We start from the raw sequence: 21,085 nt of genomic DNA, 5'->3' as shown, positions 1-21,085 counted from the left end.
GTCAGCCGCGGTCGCCCTTCTTGCCGGTCGGTGTCGGTGTCGGTGTCGACCCGACGCCCTGTCCGCCGGAACCCGGCGTCGGGGTCGCCTTCTGGCCGTTGCTCACCGTGAGCGTGATCGAGTCGCCGTCGCTGAGAGTCGCGCCCGCCGCCGGGTCGCTTGCCGCGACGGTGCCCGCCGGTTGATCACTGTCGACCGGCGTCGGGTCGACGGTGACATCCAGGCCGAGGCCTTCGAGCAGCTTCTGGGCGACGTCCGGCGACTTTCCGGCGACGTCCGGCATCGTGATCTGGTCGCCGTAGAGCACCGCGTCGGTGGGCTCGGTGAAGTCGGTGCCTCCGTAGGCCGCATTGAGGGCCTTCAGGATGGGCTTGGCGATCGAGAACTTCACGTTGCCTCCGCCGATGCCGCTGAAGTACAGCGAACGCAGCGGCGTCGAGCCGGAGACGTTGCCCACCCAGGTCGCCGTCGCCACCTTCGTCGTGGAGGTGATGAGCCAGTTCTCGAGCGAGTCGTCCGTCGTTCCGGTCTTCGCCATGATCGGGATGTCGTCGTGCGGGTTGGCGCTCGCGGCCGTGCCGCCGCCCTTGATGACGCCCTCCAGCGCGTAGGTCACACCGGCCGCGATCTCGGGCTTGAGGCCCTGCGTGCACGTCGTCGCGCCGACCTTGTGGTCCGTGCCGTCGGCGTTCACCACCTTGTCGATGGCGATAGGCGTGCAGACCGTGCCGTTGTTCGCGATGCCCGCATAGGCCGTGGCCATCGTCAGCGGCGAGATGTAGTTCGTGCCGAGGATCATCGACGGCGTCGAGATCAGCGGGTTGCTCTTGGACGCGGGATGCACGCCCAGGCCTTTGGCTGCGTCCAGGATGGAGCACAGATCGACCTTGGTGCCCATCTGGGCGAACGCCGTGTTGACCGACTCCGCTGTCGCGGCCATGACCGAGAGGCGGCTCGCCGACCCCTCGTCGTTGGTGACGGGCCACGCCGGGCCGTTGATGTCGGCGCAGGTGTTCGTGAAGTCGGAGGTCGGAAAGAGGTGCTGCGAGGCGTTGACCGTCTCGTACAGGCTGTGGCCGGCCTCCAGCCACGCCGCCAGGTCGAACGCCTTGAACGTCGACCCGGTCTGGAACCCCTGCGAGCCGCCGTAATCCTCGTCGGTGTTGTAGTTGACCGCGGTCGTGCCGTCGATTGGGGTGTCCGTGTTGTTGAAGGCCCGGTTCTGCACCATCGTGACGATGCGTCCCGTCCCCAGCTCGAGCGCGACGTTCGAGGCGCCCAGGTCGATGCCGGGCCGTGACCCCGGGATGTACTTGCTCAGCGAGGCCTGCGCGACGTTCTGCAGGTCGAGGTTCAGGGTTGTGTAGATCTTCAGCCCGCCGCGGTTGAGCGTCTGCAGCCGGGCATCGGACGTGGCGCCGTACGCGGGGTCGGTGAGGATCACATCCCGCACATAGTCGCAGAAGAACGCGGCGTTGAACTGCTGCGCGCCCGCGCATCCCTGGGTCGTCGGTGTGATGGCCGGCTGGATGGGCGTGGCCTTCGCCGCGTCGCGCTGCTGCTTCGTGATCGAGTGCGTGATGTACATCCGATCGAGCACGTAGTCGCGCCGCTCCTTGGTCAGCGTGTAGCCGTTGGCGGCGCCGTTCTCCTTGTTGTCCGGCTGGTCGATGCGCAGATTCGCGGGGTTGTTCAGGATGGCCGCGAGCGTCGCCGCCTGCGCCAGGTCGAGCTTCGCGGCGGTCGTGTTGAAGTAGTACTGCGCAGCGGCCTGCACGCCGTACACCTGGCCGCCGAAGCCGACCACGTTGAGGTAGCCGGTGAGGATGTCCTTCTTGCTGTAGGTCTTCTCGACCTGCACCGCGTAGCGCATCTCCTGCACCTTGCGCTGCAGCGTGACGCCGGCGGCGTCGGCGTAGCAGGCCTGCACCTTCTTCTCGCTGGTGAGCGCCTCGCACTTCTCGACCTCGACGTTCTTCACGTACTGCTGCGTGATCGAGGAGCCGCCCTGCACGTTGCCGCCCGCGACGGTGGAGACGGCGCCGCGAACGGTGCCCCAGATGTCGACGGCACCCTCGGTGTAGAACCGCGGGTCCTCGGCCGACACGGTCGCATCTTTCACGGTCTGCGCGATCTGATCCCAGGAGACGTCCTGCCGATTCTGAGCGAAGAATGTCGCGATCGGCACATCCTGACCGCCCTGCTTGGCGTAGACGGTCGAGTTCTGGGCGAACTGCTGGATGTGCAAGTCCGCGGGAAGCGCGTTGAAGTCGCTAGCACCGGCAGCGGCCGCCGCCCCGGCCCCGAGGAACCCCGGCAGCATCAGCAGCGAACTCAGCACGGCGGCGACCAACGCCAGCCCCAGGAACTGCGCGATCAGCCCGCCACGGGTGCGGGCGGGCTTCAGCTCGAAGCGCTTGACGGGCTCCAGCCGCTCGTCGAGGGCGGCCAGGCGTTCGGGCAGGCGGGATCGTTCGGAAGCGGGCACGCCCTCCAACCAACCAGCCGTATCTGGGCGAGTCCAGGGGGTTGCGTGTGCGTCGGTGAGTAGTCCCTCAGGATGTGCACATCGTGACGGTCGTGGAGGCGCTGGGGCCGCGCGATCGAGTGGGCGCAACACGCCGTTACGGTTCGTGGGATAACGGCGTGTTGGGACCACTCGATGCGCAGAGGCCGCGGGGGCCGCGGGAGAGGCCGGGATGCGCGAAGGCGCCGGCCCTGAGAACAGGGTCGGCGCCTTCGCGTGGGGTGGGGCGGGGCGGGTTACGCCGCGAGCGGCAAGGCCGCGGGGGCGGTGACCCGGAGGTCGCCGGCCTCGGCGTCTACGGTCACACGGCCGCCCTCGGCGAGCTCGCCGCTGACCATCAGCTCAGCGATGCGGTCGTCGACCTGGCGCTGGATGACGCGGCGGAGCGGGCGGGCTCCGTACTCCGGCTCGTAGCCGGCGTCCGCGATCCAGGCGACCGCCGCATCCGTCGCCTCGAAGGCGATGTCGCGGGCGGCCAGGCGGGAGGCGGTCGCGTTCAGCAGCAGGCGGACGATGTCGCGCAGCTGCTCGGCGTCCAGCTTCCGGAACAGCACGATCTCGTCGATGCGGTTGAGGAACTCGGGGCGCATCGCCTCACGAAGCTTGCCCATGACGCGGTCGCGGATGTCCTTCTCCGACGAGAAACCGTCCGAGTCCGCCGGCACGAATCCGAGCGCACCGGAACGCGACGCCAGGAACTCCGAACCGAGGTTCGACGTCATGATGACCACCGTGTTGCGGAAATCGACCGTGCGGCCCTGACCGTCGGTCAGGCGACCGTCGTCGAGCACCTGCAGCAGCAGGTTGAACACGTCCGGGTGAGCCTTCTCGATCTCGTCGAACAGCACCACCGAGTACGGGTTGCGGCGCACGCGCTCGGTCAGCTGGCCGGCCTCGTCGTATCCGACGTATCCGGGAGGGGCACCGACCAGGCGGGCGACGGTGTGACGCTCGCCGAACTCGCTCATGTCGAACCGCAGCATGGCCTTCTCGTCACCGAACAGGGACGCCGCGAGCGACTTCGCCAGCTCGGTCTTGCCGACACCGGTCGGGCCGAGGAAGAGGAAACTGCCGACAGGACGGCCCTCGTCACCGAGACCGGTGCGATTGCGGCGCACCGCCTTCGCGACGGAGACGACCGCGTCGTGCTGGCCGATCACCCGCTCGTGCAGCTCCGACTCGAGGCGCGCCAGGCGCTCACGGTCGGCCTCGCCGACACGGGACACCGGGATGCCCGTCGAGCGCGACACGATCGCCGCGATCTCGGGCTCGCCCACCACCGCATCCACTCGGGGGGCTGAGGCGAGCTCGTCCAGCGAGTGCTGAACCGTCTCGATCTCGTCGCGCAGACGCGATGCCTCCTCGTAGTGCTCGGCCGCGACCGCGGAGTTCTTCTCGGACTCCAACGTGGCTAGGCGCTCCATCAGGGCGGACGTGTCCACGCGCTTGCCGAGCGACAGGCGCAGGCGAGCGCCGGCCTGGTCGATCAGGTCGATGGCCTTGTCCGGCAGGAAGCGGTCGGAGACGTAGCGGTCGGAGAGCTCCACCGCGGCACGGATCGCGTCAGCGGTGTAGCGGACCCCGTGGTGGTCCTCATAGGCAGGACGGAGGCCGTCGAGGATGAGCACCGCGTCCTCCACGGACGGCTCGCCGACGGTCACCGGCTGGAAGCGGCGCTCCAGCGCCGGGTCCTTCTCGATGCGGCGGTACTCCTTGAGAGTGGTGGCACCGACCAGGTGCAGGTCGCCGCGGGCCAGGCGGGGCTTGAGGATGTTGCCGGCGTCCATGCCGCCGGACTCGCCCGAACCTCCGGCACCGACCACGGTGTGCAGCTCGTCGATGAAGACGATCAGCTCAGCGGTCCCGGCGCTGATCTCGTCCATGAGCGCGGTGAGCCGCTCCTCGAAGTCGCCGCGGTAGCGGGTCCCCGCGACCATGGCCGCCAGGTCGAGCGAGACGACGCGCTTCTCCTGCAACTGCTCGGGCACATCGCCTGCGACGATCGCGCGGGCCAGGCCCTCGACGATCGCGGTCTTGCCGACGCCCGCCTCGCCCACCAGCACCGGGTTGTTCTTGGTGCGCCGGGAGAGGATCTCGACCGTCTGCTCGATCTCGTCGAGCCGGCCGATGACCGGGTCAAGCTTGCCGTCGCGCGCGAGCGCGGTCAGGTCGGTGCCGAACTGGTCGAGCATCGGGGTCTGCGACCCACCCTCGGAGCCGAGGGAGTCGCCCGGGTCGCCGGCGTCGACCGTCGCGCGGTCGCCCAATGCGTCGCTGAGGGCCTCGGGCGTCACGCCCGCGGACTGCAGCACCCGGCCGGCCGGGGCGTCCCGGCCGATCACGAGCGCGAAGAAGACGTGCTCGGGGTCGATGTAGGTGGAACCGGACGCCTGGGCGACCTGGTACGCGTGGAACAGTGCGCGCTGCAGCGCACCGGTGATGGATGCGCCGTCGGCGCGGATCACGTCGCTGGAAGCGGGCAGGCGCGACTCGGCGGCCTGCGCGACCCGCGACGGGTCGACGCCGATGCGCCGCATGGCGTCAGCGGCCGGCTCCTGCTCGGCCATCACGCGCAGGACGTGGAGGGCGTCCAGCTCGTTGTGACCGTGCTGCAGGGCGAAGCGCCCCGCCTCGGCGAGGATCTCCTGGGTGCGGCGGCTGAGGAAGCGGCTGATGTCGATCGAGCGTGCATTGCGCGCACGCTCACCCGCGAGGTACCGCGCAAGGAACTCGTCGAACGAGTTGTTGCTGTCACCGTCGGGAGTGAAGTTCTCAGGCACGTGTTCTCCTGTTTCTGAAAGTTGAGCCTTGTGCACTCAAGTCCAACGCAGGAGGGGGAGCTTTATTCCGGGGTCCGGCAACCAGTTGATTCGCTGAGGGAGGTGGTGTCAGTCCCCCGCGTCGAGCGCGTCGAGCGCCGCCACATCCTCGGCCGAGAGCTCGAAGTCGACGTCGGCATTCTCGACGATTCGGCTCGGCGTAGTCGACTTGGGGAGAGGCAGGATGTCCTTTTGCAGCAGGTAGCGGATGCTCACCTGTGCGACCGACTTGCCGTACTTCTCCGCGATCGCGGCGATGTCGGCGTTGTCGAGGAGGCGTCCGGTCGCAAGCGGCGAGTAGCCCTCGACGAGGATGTCGCGCTCCTGGCAGAACGCCGTCGTCTCCGGCTGCGTGTTGCCGACGAACCAGCGGATCTGGTTGGCATGCGGAAGGACCTCCGTCGCGTCGATGAGCGACTCCAGGTCGGCCACGGTGAAATTGCTGACGCCGATGGAGCGGGTGCGGCCGGCCTCGTAGATCTCCTCGAACACCTTCCAGACCTCGATGTTGCCCGCGCGGTGGTCGCTGCCGATCGCGTTCCACGGCCAGGGCGCGTGGATGAGGTAGAGGTCGATCGCACCGAGGTCCAGCAACTCGGTGGAGCGGTCGAAGGCGTGCCGCGCGCCGTCCGCATCCTTCACCTCCGCCGGACACTTCGTCGTGATGAAGATCTCGTCGCGCCGCACCCCGCTGTCGCGAACCGCGCGCCCGACGCTCGCCTCGTTTCCGTAGGCGCGGGCCGTGTCGATGTGGCGGTAGCCGGCGTCGAGCGCGGTGCGAACGGAGTCGTAGGTCTTCGGGCCGTCGGGGATCTGCCAGGTCCCGAAGCCGATCTTGGGGATGGCGACCCCATTGGAGAGCGTGAACGTGTCGGTCAGTGCGGGCATGCGTGTGTTCCTCTCGAAGGATGCGGTGCGGCACATGGTAGCCCCGCCGGGCGAATCAGTTGAGCGGGTCCGGGCTCCCGTTGCGCAGGTGCTCGTACACGACCGACGTGCGGACGTCCGCGATCTCGCGCCGTTGGGTGAGCCGGTCGATCACGAACGCGTACAGACTCTCGTTGTCGGCGACGGCGACATGGATGATGAAGTCCTCGTTCCCGCTCGTCACGAACACGCCGAGCGTCTCGGGCAACCCCGCCACCCAGTCCCGGAAGCCCTCGATGACGGGACGCGACGGCGGCCGAATGCGCACCGCGATGAGAGCCTGCACGGGGCGGCCGATGGCGGCGAGGTCCACGTCGAGCATGGCGCCGCGAATGATGCCGCGCCGCCGCAGGGCTCTGGTGCGTTCGAGTGCGGTGCTCGGCGAGACCCCGACAGCCGCGGCGACCTCGCGGTTGCTGCGCCGCGCATCCGACTGGAGTTCGCGCAGGATCGCCCGATCAAGTTCGTCCATGTCGAGCAGAATAGCGGTTCTGCCGAATGATGTTCGGCCTTCGTGCACGGGGCTCGCATTTTCAGTAGATTCGGCTCGCTCAGACCGAACGAAGGGACACGCGTCATGACGAAGACCGTCGGCTTCCTGCCGCACGAGGTGGACACCGGGGCGCCAACGCGGTCGGCCCGGCTGAAGTGGGTGGTCGTCGTCCAGGAGTCCCTGCCAGCGGGTATCGCGGCGAATGCGGCCATCTGCGCGGCAGCGGCCACGGCCGACCGGGTCGATGGCCTCCTGGGCCCGGAGGCCGTGGATGCCGACGGCACCGTCCATCCGGGCCTCCCCTGGGCGGGCTGCTCGGTGCTGCGTGCATCCGGAGAGCAACTGGCTGCGATCCGGGCGAAAGCGGACACAGCAGAGGACGTCTTCGTCGCCGACATGCCGGCCGCGGCGCAGCTGACCCGCATGTACGACGAGTACCTGCGGGCGGTCGCCGATACCGAGTCGGACGCTCTGCCCTACTATGCGGTGAGCATCGTCGGACCGCGCAACCGCGTGGATCGCATCGTCGGAAAGCTCGCGCTGCTCTGAGCGTCACTCTGAGCGCGCCCCGTGGTGCCCGATGTCGGACCCCTGCGCTACCGTCGGCGCATGGAGATCATCCTCGTTCCCGGATTCTGGCTCGGAGCCGACGCCTGGCGGGAGGTGACGCCGGTCATCGAGCGGGCGGGGCACCACGCGCATCCCCTCACGCTGCCCGGGTTGGAGCCGGGCGCGAGCGACCGCGGACGGATCACGGTTCCCGACCAGGTGGACGCGATCGTCCGGCAGATCGACGGGGTGGGCGATGCTGGCGAACGGGATGTGGTCCTCGTCGGCCATTCGGGCGGCGGTCCGCTGGCGTATGCGGCGACGGGTCTGCGTCCGTCCCGCATCTCACGGACGGTCTACGTCGACTCCTGGCCGCTCGGGCCGGGCGGTGTCATCGCCTCGGACATGACCCCGGTCGACGGCGAGATCGACCTGCTCGCCTGGGAGGACTTCGAAGACGCCGACCTGATCGACCTCACCGACGAGCAGCGCGACGAGTTCCGGCGCACCGCCGTCCCCGAACCGGGAGCGATCCCGACCACCCCGATCGAACTGGCCGACGACCAGCGGCGGCGAGCTGTCCCGGCCACAATCGTCGCGTGCGAGTTCACCCCGGCCGACCTGCGCTCCTGGGTCGACGGCGGCTCACCGGTGCTGGCGGAGGTCGGCCGACTCGAGCGCCTGGAGGTGGTCGAGCTCCCGACCGGGCACTGGCCGATGTTCACACGACCGGCAGAGCTGGGCGCCCTGCTGGCGGAGGCCGCCGACCACTGACGACCGTCCAGAGCTGATGACCGCGGTCAGTGCTGCAGGGCGCTCTTCAGCAGGATGACGACGATCCCGAACGACCCTGTCACCACCGCGCCGGCGAGGCACACCAGCATCCTGCGACCGCGTCTGCGGAAGACCGAATAGCCGAGGAGCGCGAGCATCAGCACCGCCAGCCAGAGCGCCAGACCGACCCCGAAGTCGGCGGGCAGGATGCCGAGGGCGGCGAGAAGCAACGGCACGCTGGGCACGATGGCCGCCTCCAGCATCCCGCCGGACTCGGCGAGAGCGTGACGGATCGAGTCGCGCACCCGATTGCCCGTGTCGTCCGCGTCGCCCTGGAAACCGAGCGCCGTCGAGTAGACGTGGGCGAGCCAGAAGATGAGGATGCTCACCACGCTGAACACCAGCAGGCGCACCGCCGACGCCTGATCGTCATCGACCTTTGAGGCCGCCGCAACAACGCTCGCGTACACGATCGTGCCGTAGATCGCGGCCGGCGACCCCCAGTGCCGCCACAGCCCACTGTGGGTCGGCGAATCGCGCCCGGCCGGCGGGCTTCCCGACTCGTTCAGGTCCATCGCCGGCGTGTGGCCGCACTCTCGAGGGCGGCGTCCAGGTCGATCGCCGCCCGGATCAGCGCCAGGTGGGTGAACGCCTGAGGGAAGTTGCCGAGCTGCAGACCGGACGGGTCGACCTCCTCCGCGTACAGGCCGACGTGGTTGCCGTAGGTCAGCATCTTCTCGAAGGCGTACTGCGCCTCCTCCAGCCGGCCTGCGTCCGTCAGGGCCATGACGTAGAAGAAGGAGCACAGCGAGAAGGTGCCCTCCTCGCCCGGGAGCCCGTCCGGCGAGGCCGCCGGGTTGTACCGGTACACCAGACTGTCCGTCACCAGTTCCTCGCCGATCGCGTCTAGCGTGGACAGCCACATCGGGTCCTGCGGCGCAATCATCCCCACCCGGGGCATGAGAAGCGTGATCGCATCCACGACGTCGGTGCCCGGATACTGCGTGAAGGCCTTGCGTTCCGGGTTCCAGCACCGCGTGAAGACCTGTTCGTAAATGGCGTCGCGTTCGGCCGTCCACCGTTCGAGCGGTGCGGGGAAGCCGCGGTCGCGCGCGATGCGGATGCCGCGATCGAAGGCGACCCAGCACATGATGCGGCCGTAGGTGAAGTCCTTCCGCCCGCCGCGGGTCTCCCACACCCCCTCGTCGGGCTGATCCCAGTTGTCCGCCAGCCAGTCGAGGATGCCGCGCAGCTTCGTCCATCCGGGGTGACCCATCGGCCGGAATTGCTCACCCGCGGCGATCGCCCACAGCGCCTCGCCGTAGATGTCGAGTTGCAGCTGGTCCGCCGCACCGTTGCCGATGTGCACAGGACGCGAGCCCGCATAACCTTCGAAATGGTCCAGCGTCAGCTCCTCCAGGTCGGACGACCCGTCGATCCGGTACATGATCTTCAGCGGCCCGGACGAGTCGCCCACCTGTTCGAGCACCCGATCGGCGACCCACAGCTGGAAGGAGATGGCCTCGTCGGTGTAGCCGAGTGCGAGCAACGAGAAGATGGAGAGGGAGGCATCGCGGATCCAGGTGTAGCGGTAGTCCCAGTTGCGCACGCCGCCGAGCTGCTCCGGCAGCGCTGCCGTGGGAGCGGCGACCAGCGCACCCGTGGGGGCGTACTGCAGCAGCTTCAGCACCATGGCGGACCGCTCGACCTCCTCGCGCCAGCGTCCCGAGTGGGTGGAGCGCGAGAGCCAGTCGCGCCAGAAGTCGACCGTGTCGCGGAACAGCCGGGTGCCTCTGGCTCGTCCGAGGGCGCGCGGGTCGCCCGTCGGTTCGGTCTCGAAGGCCAGCAGCCGCCGGTCGCCTGCCGCGAGGGTGATCGTGGTGTCGACGTCGTCTCCGTCGAGAGTGTCCTGGCTGACTCCGTGCAAGGCGGCGGTGGATTCGCCGGCCTCGAACCGGACGCCGTGAGCGGAGGTCGTGGCCGTGTGCGGCTGGCGGCCGTAGTCGAAGCGCGGCCGGCACTCCACCCGGAAGGTGAGCTCTCCACGGACGACGCGGACGACGCGGACGATGATCCGGCTCGCCGTCGGCACCGTCGGCTCGTCCGCCACGGGCATGAAGTCGATGACCTCGCCGACGCCGTCCGCCGACATGAAGCGGGTGATGAGCACGGCCGTCTGCGGGAAGTACATCTGCTTGACGCGCATGTGCTCGCCCAGAGCATGGATGCGGAAGTATCCGCCCTTCTCGGGGTCGAGCAGCGCGGCGAACAGCGACGGCGAGTCGAACCGTGGAGCGCAGAACCAGTCGATGCTCCCTGCTGTGGAGACGAGGGCGACCGTTTGCAGGTCGCCGATCATGCCGTGCTCGTCGATCCCGGGAAATCGGGAGTCGTCTCGCGGTTCCTCAGTCATGTGCGCCTCTTCCGATCGGCCGGCCCTACTCGCGCGCATGCTAACGCCGGAGACGTTCGAGCGGGAAGGGGCGTCGGCCGGACTGAGGGCTAGCCGAGTGCGTTGCCCAGGAGGCATCATGCAGCCGACGCGAAGGGAGCCCCGGATGATCGAGCACGGCAGCGTTCGGAAGGCCGGGGGGCCGACGTCATGACCGGGGTGCGGCAGAGGACCACCGGGCGGGTCGCCGCGCGAGCGGCAGCGCTCGACCTCGAGGGGGCGGCCATCGTGGTCGGCGCTGCAGCGCTCGTCGTCGCGGGCATCGTATCCCTTCCCTTCTTCTGGGGCCGCTCCCTCCCCATCGCCGGCCCCGGCTCGGTGTCGCAGTTCACCGCTCTGGCGGCGGGCGTCCTGGCGGTGGCCGCGTACGTCGTCGGCCGGCTGTGGCACCGCGAGACGTTGACGCCCTTCGGCGGCGTGCCCGACCGCGAGCCGGGCGGTGGCCCGCGTACAGCTCCGGCGGTCCCGGTTTTCGACACGGCCGTGATCGCCCTCGCCCACGGGATCATCGCCCTGCTCGGGTGGCTCCTGCTCGGCGCGGTGCTGGCGGACGGCTTCACCGACGCGACCGTCTACGCGGTGTCGGCGACGGCCCTCGCCGGAGCAGCGGCGGGCGTGACGGCTTACGCGGTGTTCCTTTCGGCGACGCGGATGGATCTGATGCGGTTGTCGACGGTGCTGGCGGCATTCGCTGTAGTGGGCATCCTGGTGGCGACACTGACCGCTCCCGACCCGCACTGGTGGCAATTCCACCTGAGTGCCCTCGGGATGACGAACAGCGTCTCGTCGCTGACCTTCAACCTCACGCTGATCCTGGCGGGGCTGATGATGGCGGCCATCGCGCGGTATGCGACGGACCTCACCCATGTCGACCCGGCTCTGCGGGCCGCGACCCTCCGTGTGCGCGTATGCCTCATCCTGATCGGCGTGCTGCTGGCGGGAGTCGGGCTCTTCCCGCTGGATGTGTCGCAAATCCTGCACAACGTCTCGGCGGTCGGGATGCTCATCGCGTTCGCGCTGCTCATCTTCTGGGTGCGCCCTGCGGTACCCGAGGCGCCGCGCGCGTTCCTGCTGTTCGGTTACGCGTCGTTCGCGGTCATCGTGGTGGCCGCCGTGTTCTTCGTGACCGGTTACTACGTGCTCACCGCGACGGAGCTGATCGCGGGCGTCATCGTTCTCGCGTGGGTCACGGTCTTCCTCCGCGTGAGCGGGGCGGCCGCTCGGGGTCGAGGGTCAGAGCGGCCCGTGGTCGGTGGCGCCGGGTAGCCTCGGCGGCATGGAGATCGTCCTCGATCGTGATGAGGCCCGGCGCATCGCCGTGCGCGCTCAGCGCCTCGATTCCGCACACTCGCCGGCCCTGGTGCCACTGGTCGAGCACCTCACCTTCCTTCAGCTGGATCCGACAGCCGCCATCGCACCCAGCGCCGATCTGATCGCTTTCGCCCGGCTGGGGTCGGCGTACCGGCCCGAGCAGCTCCAGCAGGCCGTGGAACGCGATCGGACGCTGTACGAGCTGAAGGCCCAGGACGATCCGGTCCAGCCTCCGTTCGCCATGGTGCGTCCGGTCTCCGACCTCGCCCTCAACCTCGACCGCATGAGAACCGGGCCGATCGCCGGGTCCTGGCAGGCCTGGCTCGACGCGAATGTGCGCTTCCGCGAAGACGTGCTGGACAGGCTTCGCGACTCCGGCCCGCTGCTGTCGAAAGACATCCCGGACACGGCGCAGGTGCCGTGGCAGTCGACCGGGTGGACACACGAGAAGAACGTCACGCACATGCTGGAGCTCCTGCAGCGGCGGGGCGTCGTGGCGGTCTCCGGACGCATCGGACGGCAGCGCACCTGGGATCTCGCCGAACGCGTGTACCCGTCCGGGATCGAGGCGGTGCCCGAGGCGGAGGCATCAGGGCTCCGCGACGGACGCCGGTTGCGCGCGCTGGGGATCGCGCGACCGCAACTCGTCGGCGGAGCGGGTGTTGCCGCACGCGTCGACGGGAGCGACCGGGAGTGGCGCGTCGACCCGGACGCGGTCGGGCTGCCCTTCACGGGGCGCGCGGCACTGCTGTCGCCGTTCGATCGCCTCATCCACGACCGGGTCCGTTCTCTGGAGCTGTTCGGCTTCGAGTACCTGCTCGAGATGTACAAGCCGGCCGCCCAGCGGCGGTGGGGCTACTTCGCGCTGCCCATCCTCCACGAGGACAGGCTGGTCGGGAAGCTCGACGCCACCGCCGACCGCACGACCGGGGTGCTGCGTGTGGACGCCGTCCACGAAGACGAGCCGTTCGACGCGCGAACCCGCGACGACGTCGACCTCAGCGTGGACGACCTGGCGGCCTGGCTGGGGCTCACGGTGCGGCGGCCGTGAGCCCACAGCACGCTACGCCGCGTTTTTGCCGTGCGGGTCAGACGCGTTGAGCACCTCGACCACGCGGTCGTAGTCGCCACGCGCCTCCCCGTAGCGGAGGAACTTGACCCGCTCCACCTGGAGTTCTTTGACCTCGGGCTGCGTCTCGATCAGTTCCATGACCTCCGCGACGAACTCGTCCAGCGGCATGGCGAACTCGCTCTCCTCCTGGCCGGGCAGCAGCCCGGTCCGCACGGCCGGCGGCTCCAGCTCGAGGACCTTCACCGAGGTGTCGGCCAGCTGCAGGCGGATGCTCTCGCTAAGCATGTGCACCGCGGCCTTGCTGGCGTTGTAGCTGGGCGTCGCCTTCAGCGGGGTGAAGGCGAGCCCGGACGACACGGTCACGATGGTGGCGTCCGGCCGGGTCTGCAGATGCTCGACGAACGCGGCGATCAGGCGGATGGGGCCAAGCACGTTCGTCGAGACCACGGCTTCGGCCGAGTCGAGGAAACCGGCAGTGTTGTGCCAGTCCTCGACCCGCATGATTCCCGCCATGGCGACGAGGACGTTGAGGTCGGGATGCGCGGCGATCACGTCGGCGGACGCCTGGCGAATGCTGACGGCGTCGGCCGTGTCGATGCGGACGGTGTCGATGCCGGGGTGCTCGGTGGCGATCCGCTCGAGCAGTTCGGTGCGGCGCCCGCCGACGATGACGGTGTTGCCCCGCTCGTGGAGCGCGACCGCGAGGGCGAGCCCGATTCCGCTGGTCGCGCCGGGGATGAAGACGGTGTTTCCTGTGATGTCCATGACCCCACTTTCGGTCGACGCGTGATGCGCAGGAAGTGGAGCGCTCATCCATGGATCGGCGATCCCTGGTTCCCGGGCGCGACCGCGTCCATCATGGAGGGATGGACCGTGCCGCACTCGCCGATTTCCTGCGCCGACACCGGGAGGCGCTGCATCCCGAGGACGTCGGGCTCCCCTCCGGCGCACGTCGGCGCGCTCCGGGGCTCCGCCGCGAGGAGGTCGCCCAGCTCGCCGCCATGTCGACCGACTACTACACCCGGCTCGAGCAGCGCCGCGGCCCGCAGCCGAGTGGGCAGATGCTGTCGTCGCTCGCTCGCGCCCTGCGGCTGACCGCCGACGAGCGCGACTACCTGTATCGGGTGGCCGGCCACAACACTCCTGACCGGCTCTCGGGTGGCGGCCATGTCGCGCCCGCGCTCCAACGCGTTTTGGACCGCCTCGATGACTCGCCGGCGCTCGTCCTCTCGACCCTCGGCGAGACGTTGGCGCAGAACCGGATGGCGGTCGCGCTGTTCGGCGACCGCTCGGGTTACACCGGACTCGCCCGCAGCGAGTTCTACCGCTGGTTCACCGATCCGGGCGCACGGGCGCAGTACCCGGAGGAGGATCGGGCACGTCAGAGCCGCGCTCAGGTCGCTTCGCTTCGAGACGCCTACGGCGTCATGGGTCCGCGGTCGCGTGCCGGCGAGCTGGTGCGTGCTCTGCTCGCCGAGAGCCCCGAGTTCGCCACCCTGTGGGAGAAGCACGAGGTCGCCCGTCGCTTCGAGGATCACAAGACGCTGCTCCATCCCGAGCTCGGCGCGATCGAGCTGGACTGCCAGGCGCTGTTCACCGAGGACCAGTCGCAGTGCCTTCTCGTGCTCACGGCACCGCCGCGCACGGAGGCCGCCGAGAAGCTGGCGCTGCTCTCGGTGCTGGGCACGCAGTCCTTCGCCCCGGCCGCCCCCCGCGAATAGGCAGTCGAAGGCGGCCGCCGCACGCACCAGCCCGGTATGCCGCCTCCGTCAGTGGCTCGCGTGACGCCGCGGCGTACCCTGTCGGCATGACTGCGGGGGCTTCTGATGTGCACGATCGCACCATCGACTGGCTGCTCGACGGCGACCCATCGATCCGCTGGCAAGCGCTGCGGGATCTGGTGGGCGCCTCCGACGACGAGGTCGCCACCGAGCGCGCTCGGGTCGAGCGCGAGGGCTGGGGCGCCCAGCTGCTCGACCTGCAGGATGCGGCAGGCACCTGGGGCGGGACGGTCTGGAAGCCCGACGACCGGGACGCGACCGACACCGTGGTCCTCCTGCTGGCACAGCTCGGCGCCGACGGCGATCGCACCCGCGCGGCGCTGGAGCGGACAGCGGCCGGGGTCGACTGGGGCGAGGAGTGGGGCCACAGCCCGTTTTTCGAGGGCGAGGTGGAGGCCTGCATCAACGGCCGGGTGCTCACCGCGGCCGCCCCGTACGGCCATGCGACGGAGGTCATCCTCGGAAAGCTGCTCGACGGTCAGCAGACCGACGGCGGTTGGAACTGCTACGCCGAGACGCCCGCCGACCCCGGCTCCTTCCACAGCACCATCTGCGTCGTCGAGGCCTTGGCGGCGTATCGGGATGCGGGCGGCCAGACCGACGTCAGCGAGTCGCTTCGGCGCGGGCAGGAGTACCTCCTCAACCGGGGCCTGATGCGCCGCCTGAGCACGGGCGAACTGATCGACGAGGCGTGGCTGGACTTCCGGTTCCCGAACTACTGGCATTACGACGTGCTTCGCGGGCTCGACCTCCTGCGCGCCGCGGGCGTTCCGTTCGATGACCGCGTCGCAGAAGCCGTCGAACTGGTGCGGTCGAAACGGCGGCCGGACGGGCGCTGGGCGCTCGACGGCCTGCTGTGCGGGCGGCCGTCCGTCGCGTTCGAGACCGTGGGCGAGCCGAGCCGCTGGATAACGCTTCGGGCACTCCGCGTGCTCGACTGGGCGGGCGTACAGTCCACTCCATGACCGCCCGCACCCTGCTCCTGATCCGCCACGGCGAGAGCACGGCGAACGTCGCGGCCGCTGCCGCGGAGGCCGCCGGCGCCGACGTCATCGCCGTGGAGGCCCGCGACGCCGACGTCACCCTCTCCCCGCTCGGAGAGCTGCAGGCCGGGGCCCTCGGCTCCCGGCTGCGCGAGATGCTCCCGGCCGACGCCGTCCTGTACAGCTCCCCCTACCGACGCGCCATCCAGACCGCGCGGTTCGCGCTGGGCGAGGAGACTCCCCTCCGGCTCGACGAGCGGCTCCGCGACCGTGAACTGGGCATCCTCGACCGGCTGACCGCGACCGGGGTGGAACACCGGCTGCCGTTGGAGGCGGACCGCCGCCGCTGGTCCGGCAAGTTCTACTACCGTCCGCCGGGCGGCGAGGCGTGGACGGACGTCGCCCTGCGCATCCGCTCGTTCCTGCGCGACGCGCTCCCGAGCGACGCGAAAGACGGCGTCGTCGTCGTCTTCGCCCACGACGCGGTCGTCAGCCTCTTCCTCTACGTGCTGCTCCGGATGTCCGAAGCCGAGCTGGCCGATCACCTGCTGACGCATCCCGTCGCCAACGCCTCGGTGACTGAGCTCACCCGCGACGGTGACGAGTGGACGCTGCAGGCGTTCGCCGACGACACGCACCTCACCGCCGCGGGCCTTCCCGCGACGGAGCACGTGGGTGAGGCCCGGACCGATGCGTGAACATCAGGACCCGCGGCCCGCGGAGGACGTGACACCCGAGCTGCTGCGCGCGTGGCCGCTCCCCGAGCCTTCCGGTTCCAAGCGATCCCGCGGAGAGGTGCTGGTCGTCGGTGGAGCGCTCCGCTCCCCCGGCGCCGCCATGCTCGCCGGCCGTGCCGCACTGCGCGTCGGCGCGGGCCGCCTCACCCTGGCGGTTGGCGCATCCGTCGCGGCGCAGGTGGCGGTCGCGGTGCCGGAGTCGGGTGTTGTACCGCTGCCGGAGACGTCAGGCGGCAGCGTCCGCGGTGCGGGCGTCCGCGAAGCGGCACCTGATCTGGCGGGCGCTGATGCCGTGCTGATCGGCCCCGGCCTCGACGACGCGACGGAGACGGCCCGGATGCTTCGCCACGCCTCGCGCGCGGCCGGCCGCGATGCCGTTCTCGTCCTCGACGCCTTTGCCCTCGGCGCGCTCGCCGGGCACCCGCGACTCGCGGGCGACGGCCCGCGCATCCTGACACCCAACACCGAGGAGGCTTCCCGGCTGCTCGGGCGCGAAGTCGACGACCTGGACGCGGACACGCGCGAGCTCGCCCACCGCTACCGGGCGGTCGTCTGCTGCTTCGGCCGGATCGCGTCGCCGGACGGCCGACTGTTCACCGTCGGCAACGGCGACACCGGACTCGGCACCTCGGGAAGCGGTGACGCCCTGGCCGGAGCGATCACCGGACTCGCCGCGAGGGGCGCGGAGCCGCTCCAGGCCGCTGTCTGGGGCACCTACCTGCACGCCGCGGCAGGGCGCTCCCTGACCGAAAGCGCCGGTCGCCTGGGCTTTCTCGCCTCCGAGATCGTAGACCGGCTGACGATCGAACTCAACGCTCTGACCTGACCGGCGGGCCCCCAAATTTCCCTCTAGCCGTGCGAACGCGCCCAGCGATACTCTCACCGCACATCCAGACACCGAGCTGGAGTCGAAAGGGGAGTCCACCATGGACTGGAGCAACTTCTGGAGCGTCGTCTGGTTGTTCTTCTGGAGCTTCGCCTTCGTGGCGTATCTCTTCGCGCTGTTCGCGATCATCAGCGATCTGTTCCGTGACCACAAACTGAACGGCTGGTGGAAGGCGCTGTGGATCATCTTCCTGATCTTCGTGCCGTTCCTCACCGCGCTGGTCTACCTGATCGCGCGCGGGCCCGGAATGGCCGAGCGCAATCAGAAGGAAGCGCGGCAGATGCAGTCCGCCACCGACGACTACATCCGCCAGGTCGCCACCTCGAGCCCGGCAGACGAGATCTCGAAGGCAAAGGCCCTGCTCGACAGCGGAGCGATCACGCCCGACGAGTTCGCCCACCTGAAGGCGCGCGCCCTCTCCGGCCACACCGGCCCGGCCACCGCACCCGGCGCCGCCACCTCTGCACCCGCGGCCCCGGCCGCAACAGCCGGACCCGCCACAACGCCGCCGGCGGCGCCGACGGCCTGAGCACGATCCGGTCACGACAGCCGTCCTGACCGGCCGGACACCCGAGGACCGCAGCCGTCGCCGCTCTCAGCGACGGCTGCGGAAACCCGGGGGCCGACACCGCGCGCCCGATGGACGCCGTCGTGAGGAGGGAAGCGGACATGAGCGCGGATGAACCCGAATCTCCACCGCAACCGGCGGCGTCCCGGCCGCGCCGCTGGCCGTTCCACCGCCGTCCGCGCGTGGCCGAGCAAGCCGGTCCGGCCGATCCGGACGCGGAGCTCGCCGCAACAGGCGGCATCGGGCGGGGGCTCCGCATCCTCCTCGGCCTCGCCGCCGCGGTGGTGTTCTCGTTCGGCATCGCGGCCATCGGCGGCATCTTTGCGCCCACGTTCCTCGCCCTCGTCCTGACGATCTGCGCCCAGCCGGTGCGTGTCTGGCTGGAGCGGCACGGGACGCCCCAAGGCCTGGCCACGGGTGCCGTCGGCCTGACCGTGTTCGCGCTGCTGGCCGGTTTCATCGGCCTGCTGTGGGTCGCGCTGGCCCAGTTCGTTACGATGCTGCCCCAGTACAAACCGCAGCTGCAGCAGCTGGGCGCTCAGATCACCTCCTGGCTGCAGAGCATCGGCGTCGGCCCGGAGCAGGTCAAGGAGATCAAGTCCGGTTTCAATCCCGGCACGATGCTGAACTTCTTGACCGGGCTCCTCGGGAATGCCCTCGGCATCGTCACACTGCTGGTGATCGTGCTCACCATGCTGATCCTGATGCCCGCAGATGCCGCCTATACGCCGTCGCTGCTCCGGCAACTCAAGCCGACGCGGCCGAACCTGGTGTACGCGATGAGCGCGTACGCCCACTCCGTCCGCCGGTACATGGTCGTCACGACACTGCTCGGAATCGCGCAGGGTGTCCTCAACGGCATCCTGCTGTGGATCCTGGGAGTCCCCGCGGCGCTGTTGTGGGCGATCCTGTCGTTCCTGTGCAGCTTCATACCGAATGTGGGCTACTTCTTCGCGCTGGTGCCGCCGCTGGTGTTCGGCTACCTCACCGGCGGCTGGGGAACGGTGATTGCGATCGTCATCGTCTACGGGATCATCAACGCCGTGGTCCAGTCGGTCGTGCAGCCGAAGGTGGTGGGCAGCGCGGTCGCATTGAGCCAGACGCTCACCTTCTTCTCCGTACTGTTCTGGGCGGTCGTCATCGGTCCGATCGGGGCCATCCTGGCCATTCCGATCACCCTGCTGCTCCGCGCAATCCTCGTCGACTCGGACCCGCGAGCGCGACTGTGGCGACCGATCATCGGCGATTTGGCGCACACCCGTGAGCTGATGAAGGAGGAGTCTCTCGCCCGGCGCGAGGAGCGCCATCAGGAGCGCGGTCGGAGTCTTTAGCGGTCCTTGAAGTACCGGAAGAGGTGCTTCTCTCGTGTCAGTGCGGCAGCGACAAACGCACCGAGTAGGCCTGCCACACCGGCTGCCAACACGATTGCCCCTCCGAGCGCGAACGTCGCTTCTCTGTCGTGAAGTGTGGCGTTTTCGTCACTGGGACCTGAGCGAGCGGTTTCGCCGTCGCCAGACTCTGCGGTTTCGCCGCCATCCACGCAGCGGTCACTCCCGAACCGAATGCGATGGCGACAACGGCAACAACAACGACGACCGCGTAGCGAACGGTGAACACTCGCGGCTGCTTCAGCCTCGACATCGGCTATTTGCCTGTGGCAAGGCTCAGGGGATCATCGTTGCATTGCTGCACCTGACCCTCTCTCTTGTCGTCCGGAAAATGGGGAAGCCCACGCTTGTAGTCGTATCCGGGGCCAACCAGATGGTGCTTTTTGAAGCAGGCAACGATTTGCGGTACGAGGTCGATGTTCTGCGGATTTCTGAGCGTCAATTCGTAGATCAACCCGACCGTGTTCGACCCAGAAGACGTCTCACACGACTCGAGTGCTTCGTTGCTGGCGTCTGGATCTTGGCTCTTGTCCAGTATTTCGATCTCCTGGCCGCCACCTTTCGTGTACTTCACCAATTTCATCCCGATACCGGCCAGGCAGGTCCGCAGACGTTCGATCATCTCGGCTTGTTCGGCATCGGTGATCGTGCCATCGGCTAACGCATCGCGCTCGAAAGCCGAGTGCGATTTCGCGTACCTCTCCTCAAGCTCCGCCGCGTACGGGCCAGAGAAACTCGGGCCGCCCGCCGCCGTCGACGACGGGCCGGGGGTGGAAGTTGGCGAGAGACTCGACACGGAGGCAACACCCGGTGCGGTACACCCCGTCAGAGCGGCACTAACGGCCAACACCAACGATGTTTGTTTCTTCATTTTTCCTTCGATCGCTAGCGGGACCGGAGACGTCAAGAGCGAGGCCGTGAACCATCACGCGCGCCTCGTCCGTGAAGGTGCCGCGAAGAGGAGGTTCGGGTGGGTCCCGGTCGGCCGCTGGGTCGGCATGAACCGCAGAGACGGCAACAAGGACGATCGCCGCGCGGCGAACGCTGAACGCCGCGCGGCTGCTTCAGCCCCGATTTGAGCTATTCACCCTTGGCGAGGTTCAGCGGGTCATCGTTGCATTGGGTCACTTCAGCGTCTCTCTTGTCGTCCGGGAAATGCGGAAGCCCACGTTGGTAGTCGCTTTTGCTGTAACCGGGACCAACCAAATGATGCTTTTTGAAGCAGGCAACAATCTTCGGTATGAGGTCGATGTTCTGGGGATTCAGAAGTGTCGCTGAATAGATGAGACCGACCGTGTAGAGCCCGGCATACTTGTCACACGACTCGATTTGTTTCCTGCCTACTTCGGCGTCTTCGTTCGGATTGTGAGCGCTGATTTCATGCGCCCCTGACTTCTTGAACGAGTCCAGCTCGTGTCCGTTGCTGGATAAGCACGTTCGGAAACGTTCGATCATCTCAGCTTGCTCGGCATCGGTGACCTTGCCATCAGCCAGCGCCTCGCGTTCGAAAGTCGAGTGCGACTTCGCGTACCTTTCCGCAAGCTCGGCCGCATAAGGCCCAGTGAACTTGGGGCCGCTCCTGACCGCTGATGATGGGCTCGGTGTGGTGGGCGCCGACGGACTCGGCTGGGAAGCGAGGTCCGACGCGGTGCACCCGGTCAGGACGGCCCCGACAACCAGCAGCAGCGATGCGAATTTCTTCATTTTTTCCTTCTACGACCAGCGAAACCGGGAGACTTCGAGGGTGAGGCGCAATGCGGCCCGAATCACTACCCAGCTAGGTAGACGCAGCTGTCTGTCAAAAATGACGCACATGTG

19 protein-coding genes are annotated in these 21,085 nt (G+C 68.7%); 10 read left to right on the top strand and 9 right to left on the bottom strand.

Annotation, left to right across the window (positions count from 1 at the left end; all coding sequences use genetic code 11):
* Nucleotide 1: 1 nt before the first annotated feature.
* The 4 genes from AB4Y74_RS04885 to AB4Y74_RS04870 all read right to left on the bottom strand — a co-directional run bounded on the left by AB4Y74_RS04885 (nucleotide 2) and on the right by AB4Y74_RS04870 (nucleotide 6,745).
* Nucleotides 2-2,488 (bottom strand): penicillin-binding protein, encoded by a 2,487-nt coding sequence (locus tag AB4Y74_RS04885; RefSeq protein ID WP_441797993.1) that lies wholly within the window; start codon nucleotides 2,486-2,488, stop codon nucleotides 2-4.
* A 275-nt stretch (nucleotides 2,489-2,763) separates the two neighbouring features.
* Nucleotides 2,764-5,307, bottom strand: a complete 2,544-nt coding sequence (locus AB4Y74_RS04880) for an ATP-dependent Clp protease ATP-binding subunit (RefSeq protein WP_441797992.1) — start codon at nucleotides 5,305-5,307, stop codon at nucleotides 2,764-2,766.
* 108 nt (nucleotides 5,308-5,415) lie between these two features.
* Nucleotides 5,416-6,234, bottom strand: a complete 819-nt coding sequence (locus tag AB4Y74_RS04875; protein ID WP_441797991.1) for an aldo/keto reductase — start codon at nucleotides 6,232-6,234, stop codon at nucleotides 5,416-5,418.
* 55 nt (nucleotides 6,235-6,289) lie between these two features.
* Nucleotides 6,290-6,745, bottom strand: coding sequence for an Lrp/AsnC family transcriptional regulator (locus tag AB4Y74_RS04870; protein WP_441797990.1), 456 nt, complete (start codon nucleotides 6,743-6,745; stop codon nucleotides 6,290-6,292).
* Nucleotides 6,746-6,850: 105 nt separating this feature from the next.
* On the opposite strand from AB4Y74_RS04870, the gene AB4Y74_RS04865 reads away from it, so the two are divergent.
* Together AB4Y74_RS04865 and AB4Y74_RS04860 are read left to right on the top strand one after the other, a co-directional pair.
* The gene (locus AB4Y74_RS04865; protein ID WP_441797989.1) at nucleotides 6,851-7,315 is read left to right on the top strand and encodes a DUF2000 domain-containing protein; all 465 of its coding nucleotides are present in this window, start codon (nucleotides 6,851-6,853) and stop codon (nucleotides 7,313-7,315) included.
* Between the two features lie 60 nt (nucleotides 7,316-7,375).
* On the top strand, nucleotides 7,376-8,089 hold the full coding sequence (locus AB4Y74_RS04860; protein ID WP_441797988.1) for an alpha/beta fold hydrolase: 714 nt from the start codon (nucleotides 7,376-7,378) through the stop codon (nucleotides 8,087-8,089).
* A 26-nt stretch (nucleotides 8,090-8,115) separates the two neighbouring features.
* Here the strand turns inward: AB4Y74_RS04860 and AB4Y74_RS04855 are convergent, their stop codons facing one another.
* Both AB4Y74_RS04855 and AB4Y74_RS04850 read right to left on the bottom strand, forming a co-directional pair.
* Nucleotides 8,116-8,664 (bottom strand): hypothetical protein, encoded by a 549-nt coding sequence (locus AB4Y74_RS04855; protein ID WP_441797987.1) that lies wholly within the window; start codon nucleotides 8,662-8,664, stop codon nucleotides 8,116-8,118.
* Entirely contained in the window at nucleotides 8,655-10,502 is a 1,848-nt protein-coding gene (locus tag AB4Y74_RS04850; RefSeq protein WP_441797986.1) for a glycoside hydrolase family 15 protein, read from the bottom strand. Before AB4Y74_RS04850 ends, AB4Y74_RS04855 begins: the two co-directional genes overlap by 10 nt.
* A gap of 189 nt (nucleotides 10,503-10,691) precedes the next feature.
* On the opposite strand from AB4Y74_RS04850, the gene AB4Y74_RS04845 reads away from it, so the two are divergent.
* On the top strand, nucleotides 10,692-11,807 hold the full coding sequence (locus AB4Y74_RS04845) for a DUF998 domain-containing protein (protein WP_441797985.1): 1,116 nt from the start codon (nucleotides 10,692-10,694) through the stop codon (nucleotides 11,805-11,807).
* 10 nt (nucleotides 11,808-11,817) lie between these two features.
* Nucleotides 11,818-12,903 carry a DNA glycosylase AlkZ-like family protein gene (locus AB4Y74_RS04840; protein ID WP_441797984.1) on the top strand — a complete coding sequence of 362 codons (1,086 nt, stop codon included), beginning with the start codon at nucleotides 11,818-11,820 and terminating at the stop codon, nucleotides 12,901-12,903.
* Nucleotides 12,904-12,915: 12 nt separating this feature from the next.
* On the opposite strand, the gene AB4Y74_RS04835 is transcribed toward AB4Y74_RS04840, so the two are convergent.
* Nucleotides 12,916-13,689, bottom strand: a complete 774-nt coding sequence (locus AB4Y74_RS04835; RefSeq protein WP_441797983.1) for an SDR family oxidoreductase — start codon at nucleotides 13,687-13,689, stop codon at nucleotides 12,916-12,918.
* A 101-nt stretch (nucleotides 13,690-13,790) separates the two neighbouring features.
* Between AB4Y74_RS04835 and AB4Y74_RS04830 the strand changes: the two genes are divergently transcribed.
* The 6 genes from AB4Y74_RS04830 (at nucleotide 13,791) to AB4Y74_RS04805 (ending at nucleotide 19,210) form a co-directional block, all read left to right on the top strand.
* Nucleotides 13,791-14,645: a helix-turn-helix transcriptional regulator gene (locus AB4Y74_RS04830; protein ID WP_441797982.1), complete on the top strand. Its 855-nt coding sequence runs from the start codon at nucleotides 13,791-13,793 to the stop codon at nucleotides 14,643-14,645.
* 86 nt (nucleotides 14,646-14,731) lie between these two features.
* Nucleotides 14,732-15,670, top strand: a complete 939-nt coding sequence (locus tag AB4Y74_RS04825; protein WP_441797981.1) for a hypothetical protein — start codon at nucleotides 14,732-14,734, stop codon at nucleotides 15,668-15,670.
* On the top strand, nucleotides 15,667-16,386 hold the full coding sequence (locus AB4Y74_RS04820) for a histidine phosphatase family protein (protein ID WP_441797980.1): 720 nt from the start codon (nucleotides 15,667-15,669) through the stop codon (nucleotides 16,384-16,386). The genes AB4Y74_RS04825 and AB4Y74_RS04820 overlap by 4 nt, the downstream gene beginning before the upstream one ends.
* Entirely contained in the window at nucleotides 16,379-17,251 is an 873-nt protein-coding gene (locus tag AB4Y74_RS04815; protein WP_441797979.1) for an NAD(P)H-hydrate dehydratase, read from the top strand. Before AB4Y74_RS04820 ends, AB4Y74_RS04815 begins: the two co-directional genes overlap by 8 nt.
* A gap of 100 nt (nucleotides 17,252-17,351) precedes the next feature.
* A complete protein-coding gene (locus AB4Y74_RS04810; protein ID WP_441797978.1) occupies nucleotides 17,352-17,840 on the top strand; it encodes an SHOCT domain-containing protein in 489 nt (162 codons plus the stop codon).
* 140 nt (nucleotides 17,841-17,980) lie between these two features.
* On the top strand, nucleotides 17,981-19,210 hold the full coding sequence (locus AB4Y74_RS04805; RefSeq protein WP_441797977.1) for an AI-2E family transporter: 1,230 nt from the start codon (nucleotides 17,981-17,983) through the stop codon (nucleotides 19,208-19,210).
* Between the two features lie 313 nt (nucleotides 19,211-19,523).
* Here AB4Y74_RS04805 and AB4Y74_RS04800 read toward each other — a convergent pair whose 3' ends face one another.
* Both AB4Y74_RS04800 and AB4Y74_RS04795 read right to left on the bottom strand, forming a co-directional pair.
* On the bottom strand, nucleotides 19,524-20,138 hold the full coding sequence (locus tag AB4Y74_RS04800) for a hypothetical protein (protein WP_441797976.1): 615 nt from the start codon (nucleotides 20,136-20,138) through the stop codon (nucleotides 19,524-19,526).
* A 209-nt stretch (nucleotides 20,139-20,347) separates the two neighbouring features.
* Complete coding sequence (locus AB4Y74_RS04795) at nucleotides 20,348-20,971, bottom strand: hypothetical protein (protein WP_441797975.1); 624 nt, start codon at nucleotides 20,969-20,971, stop codon at nucleotides 20,348-20,350.
* Nucleotides 20,972-21,085 lie beyond the last annotated feature (114 nt).

It is taken from the genome of Leifsonia sp. RAF41 (assembly GCF_052114085.1).
Taxonomy (GTDB): Bacteria; Actinomycetota; Actinomycetes; order Actinomycetales; family Microbacteriaceae; genus Leifsonia.
This window is presented reverse-complemented; position numbering and strand designations above follow the sequence as displayed.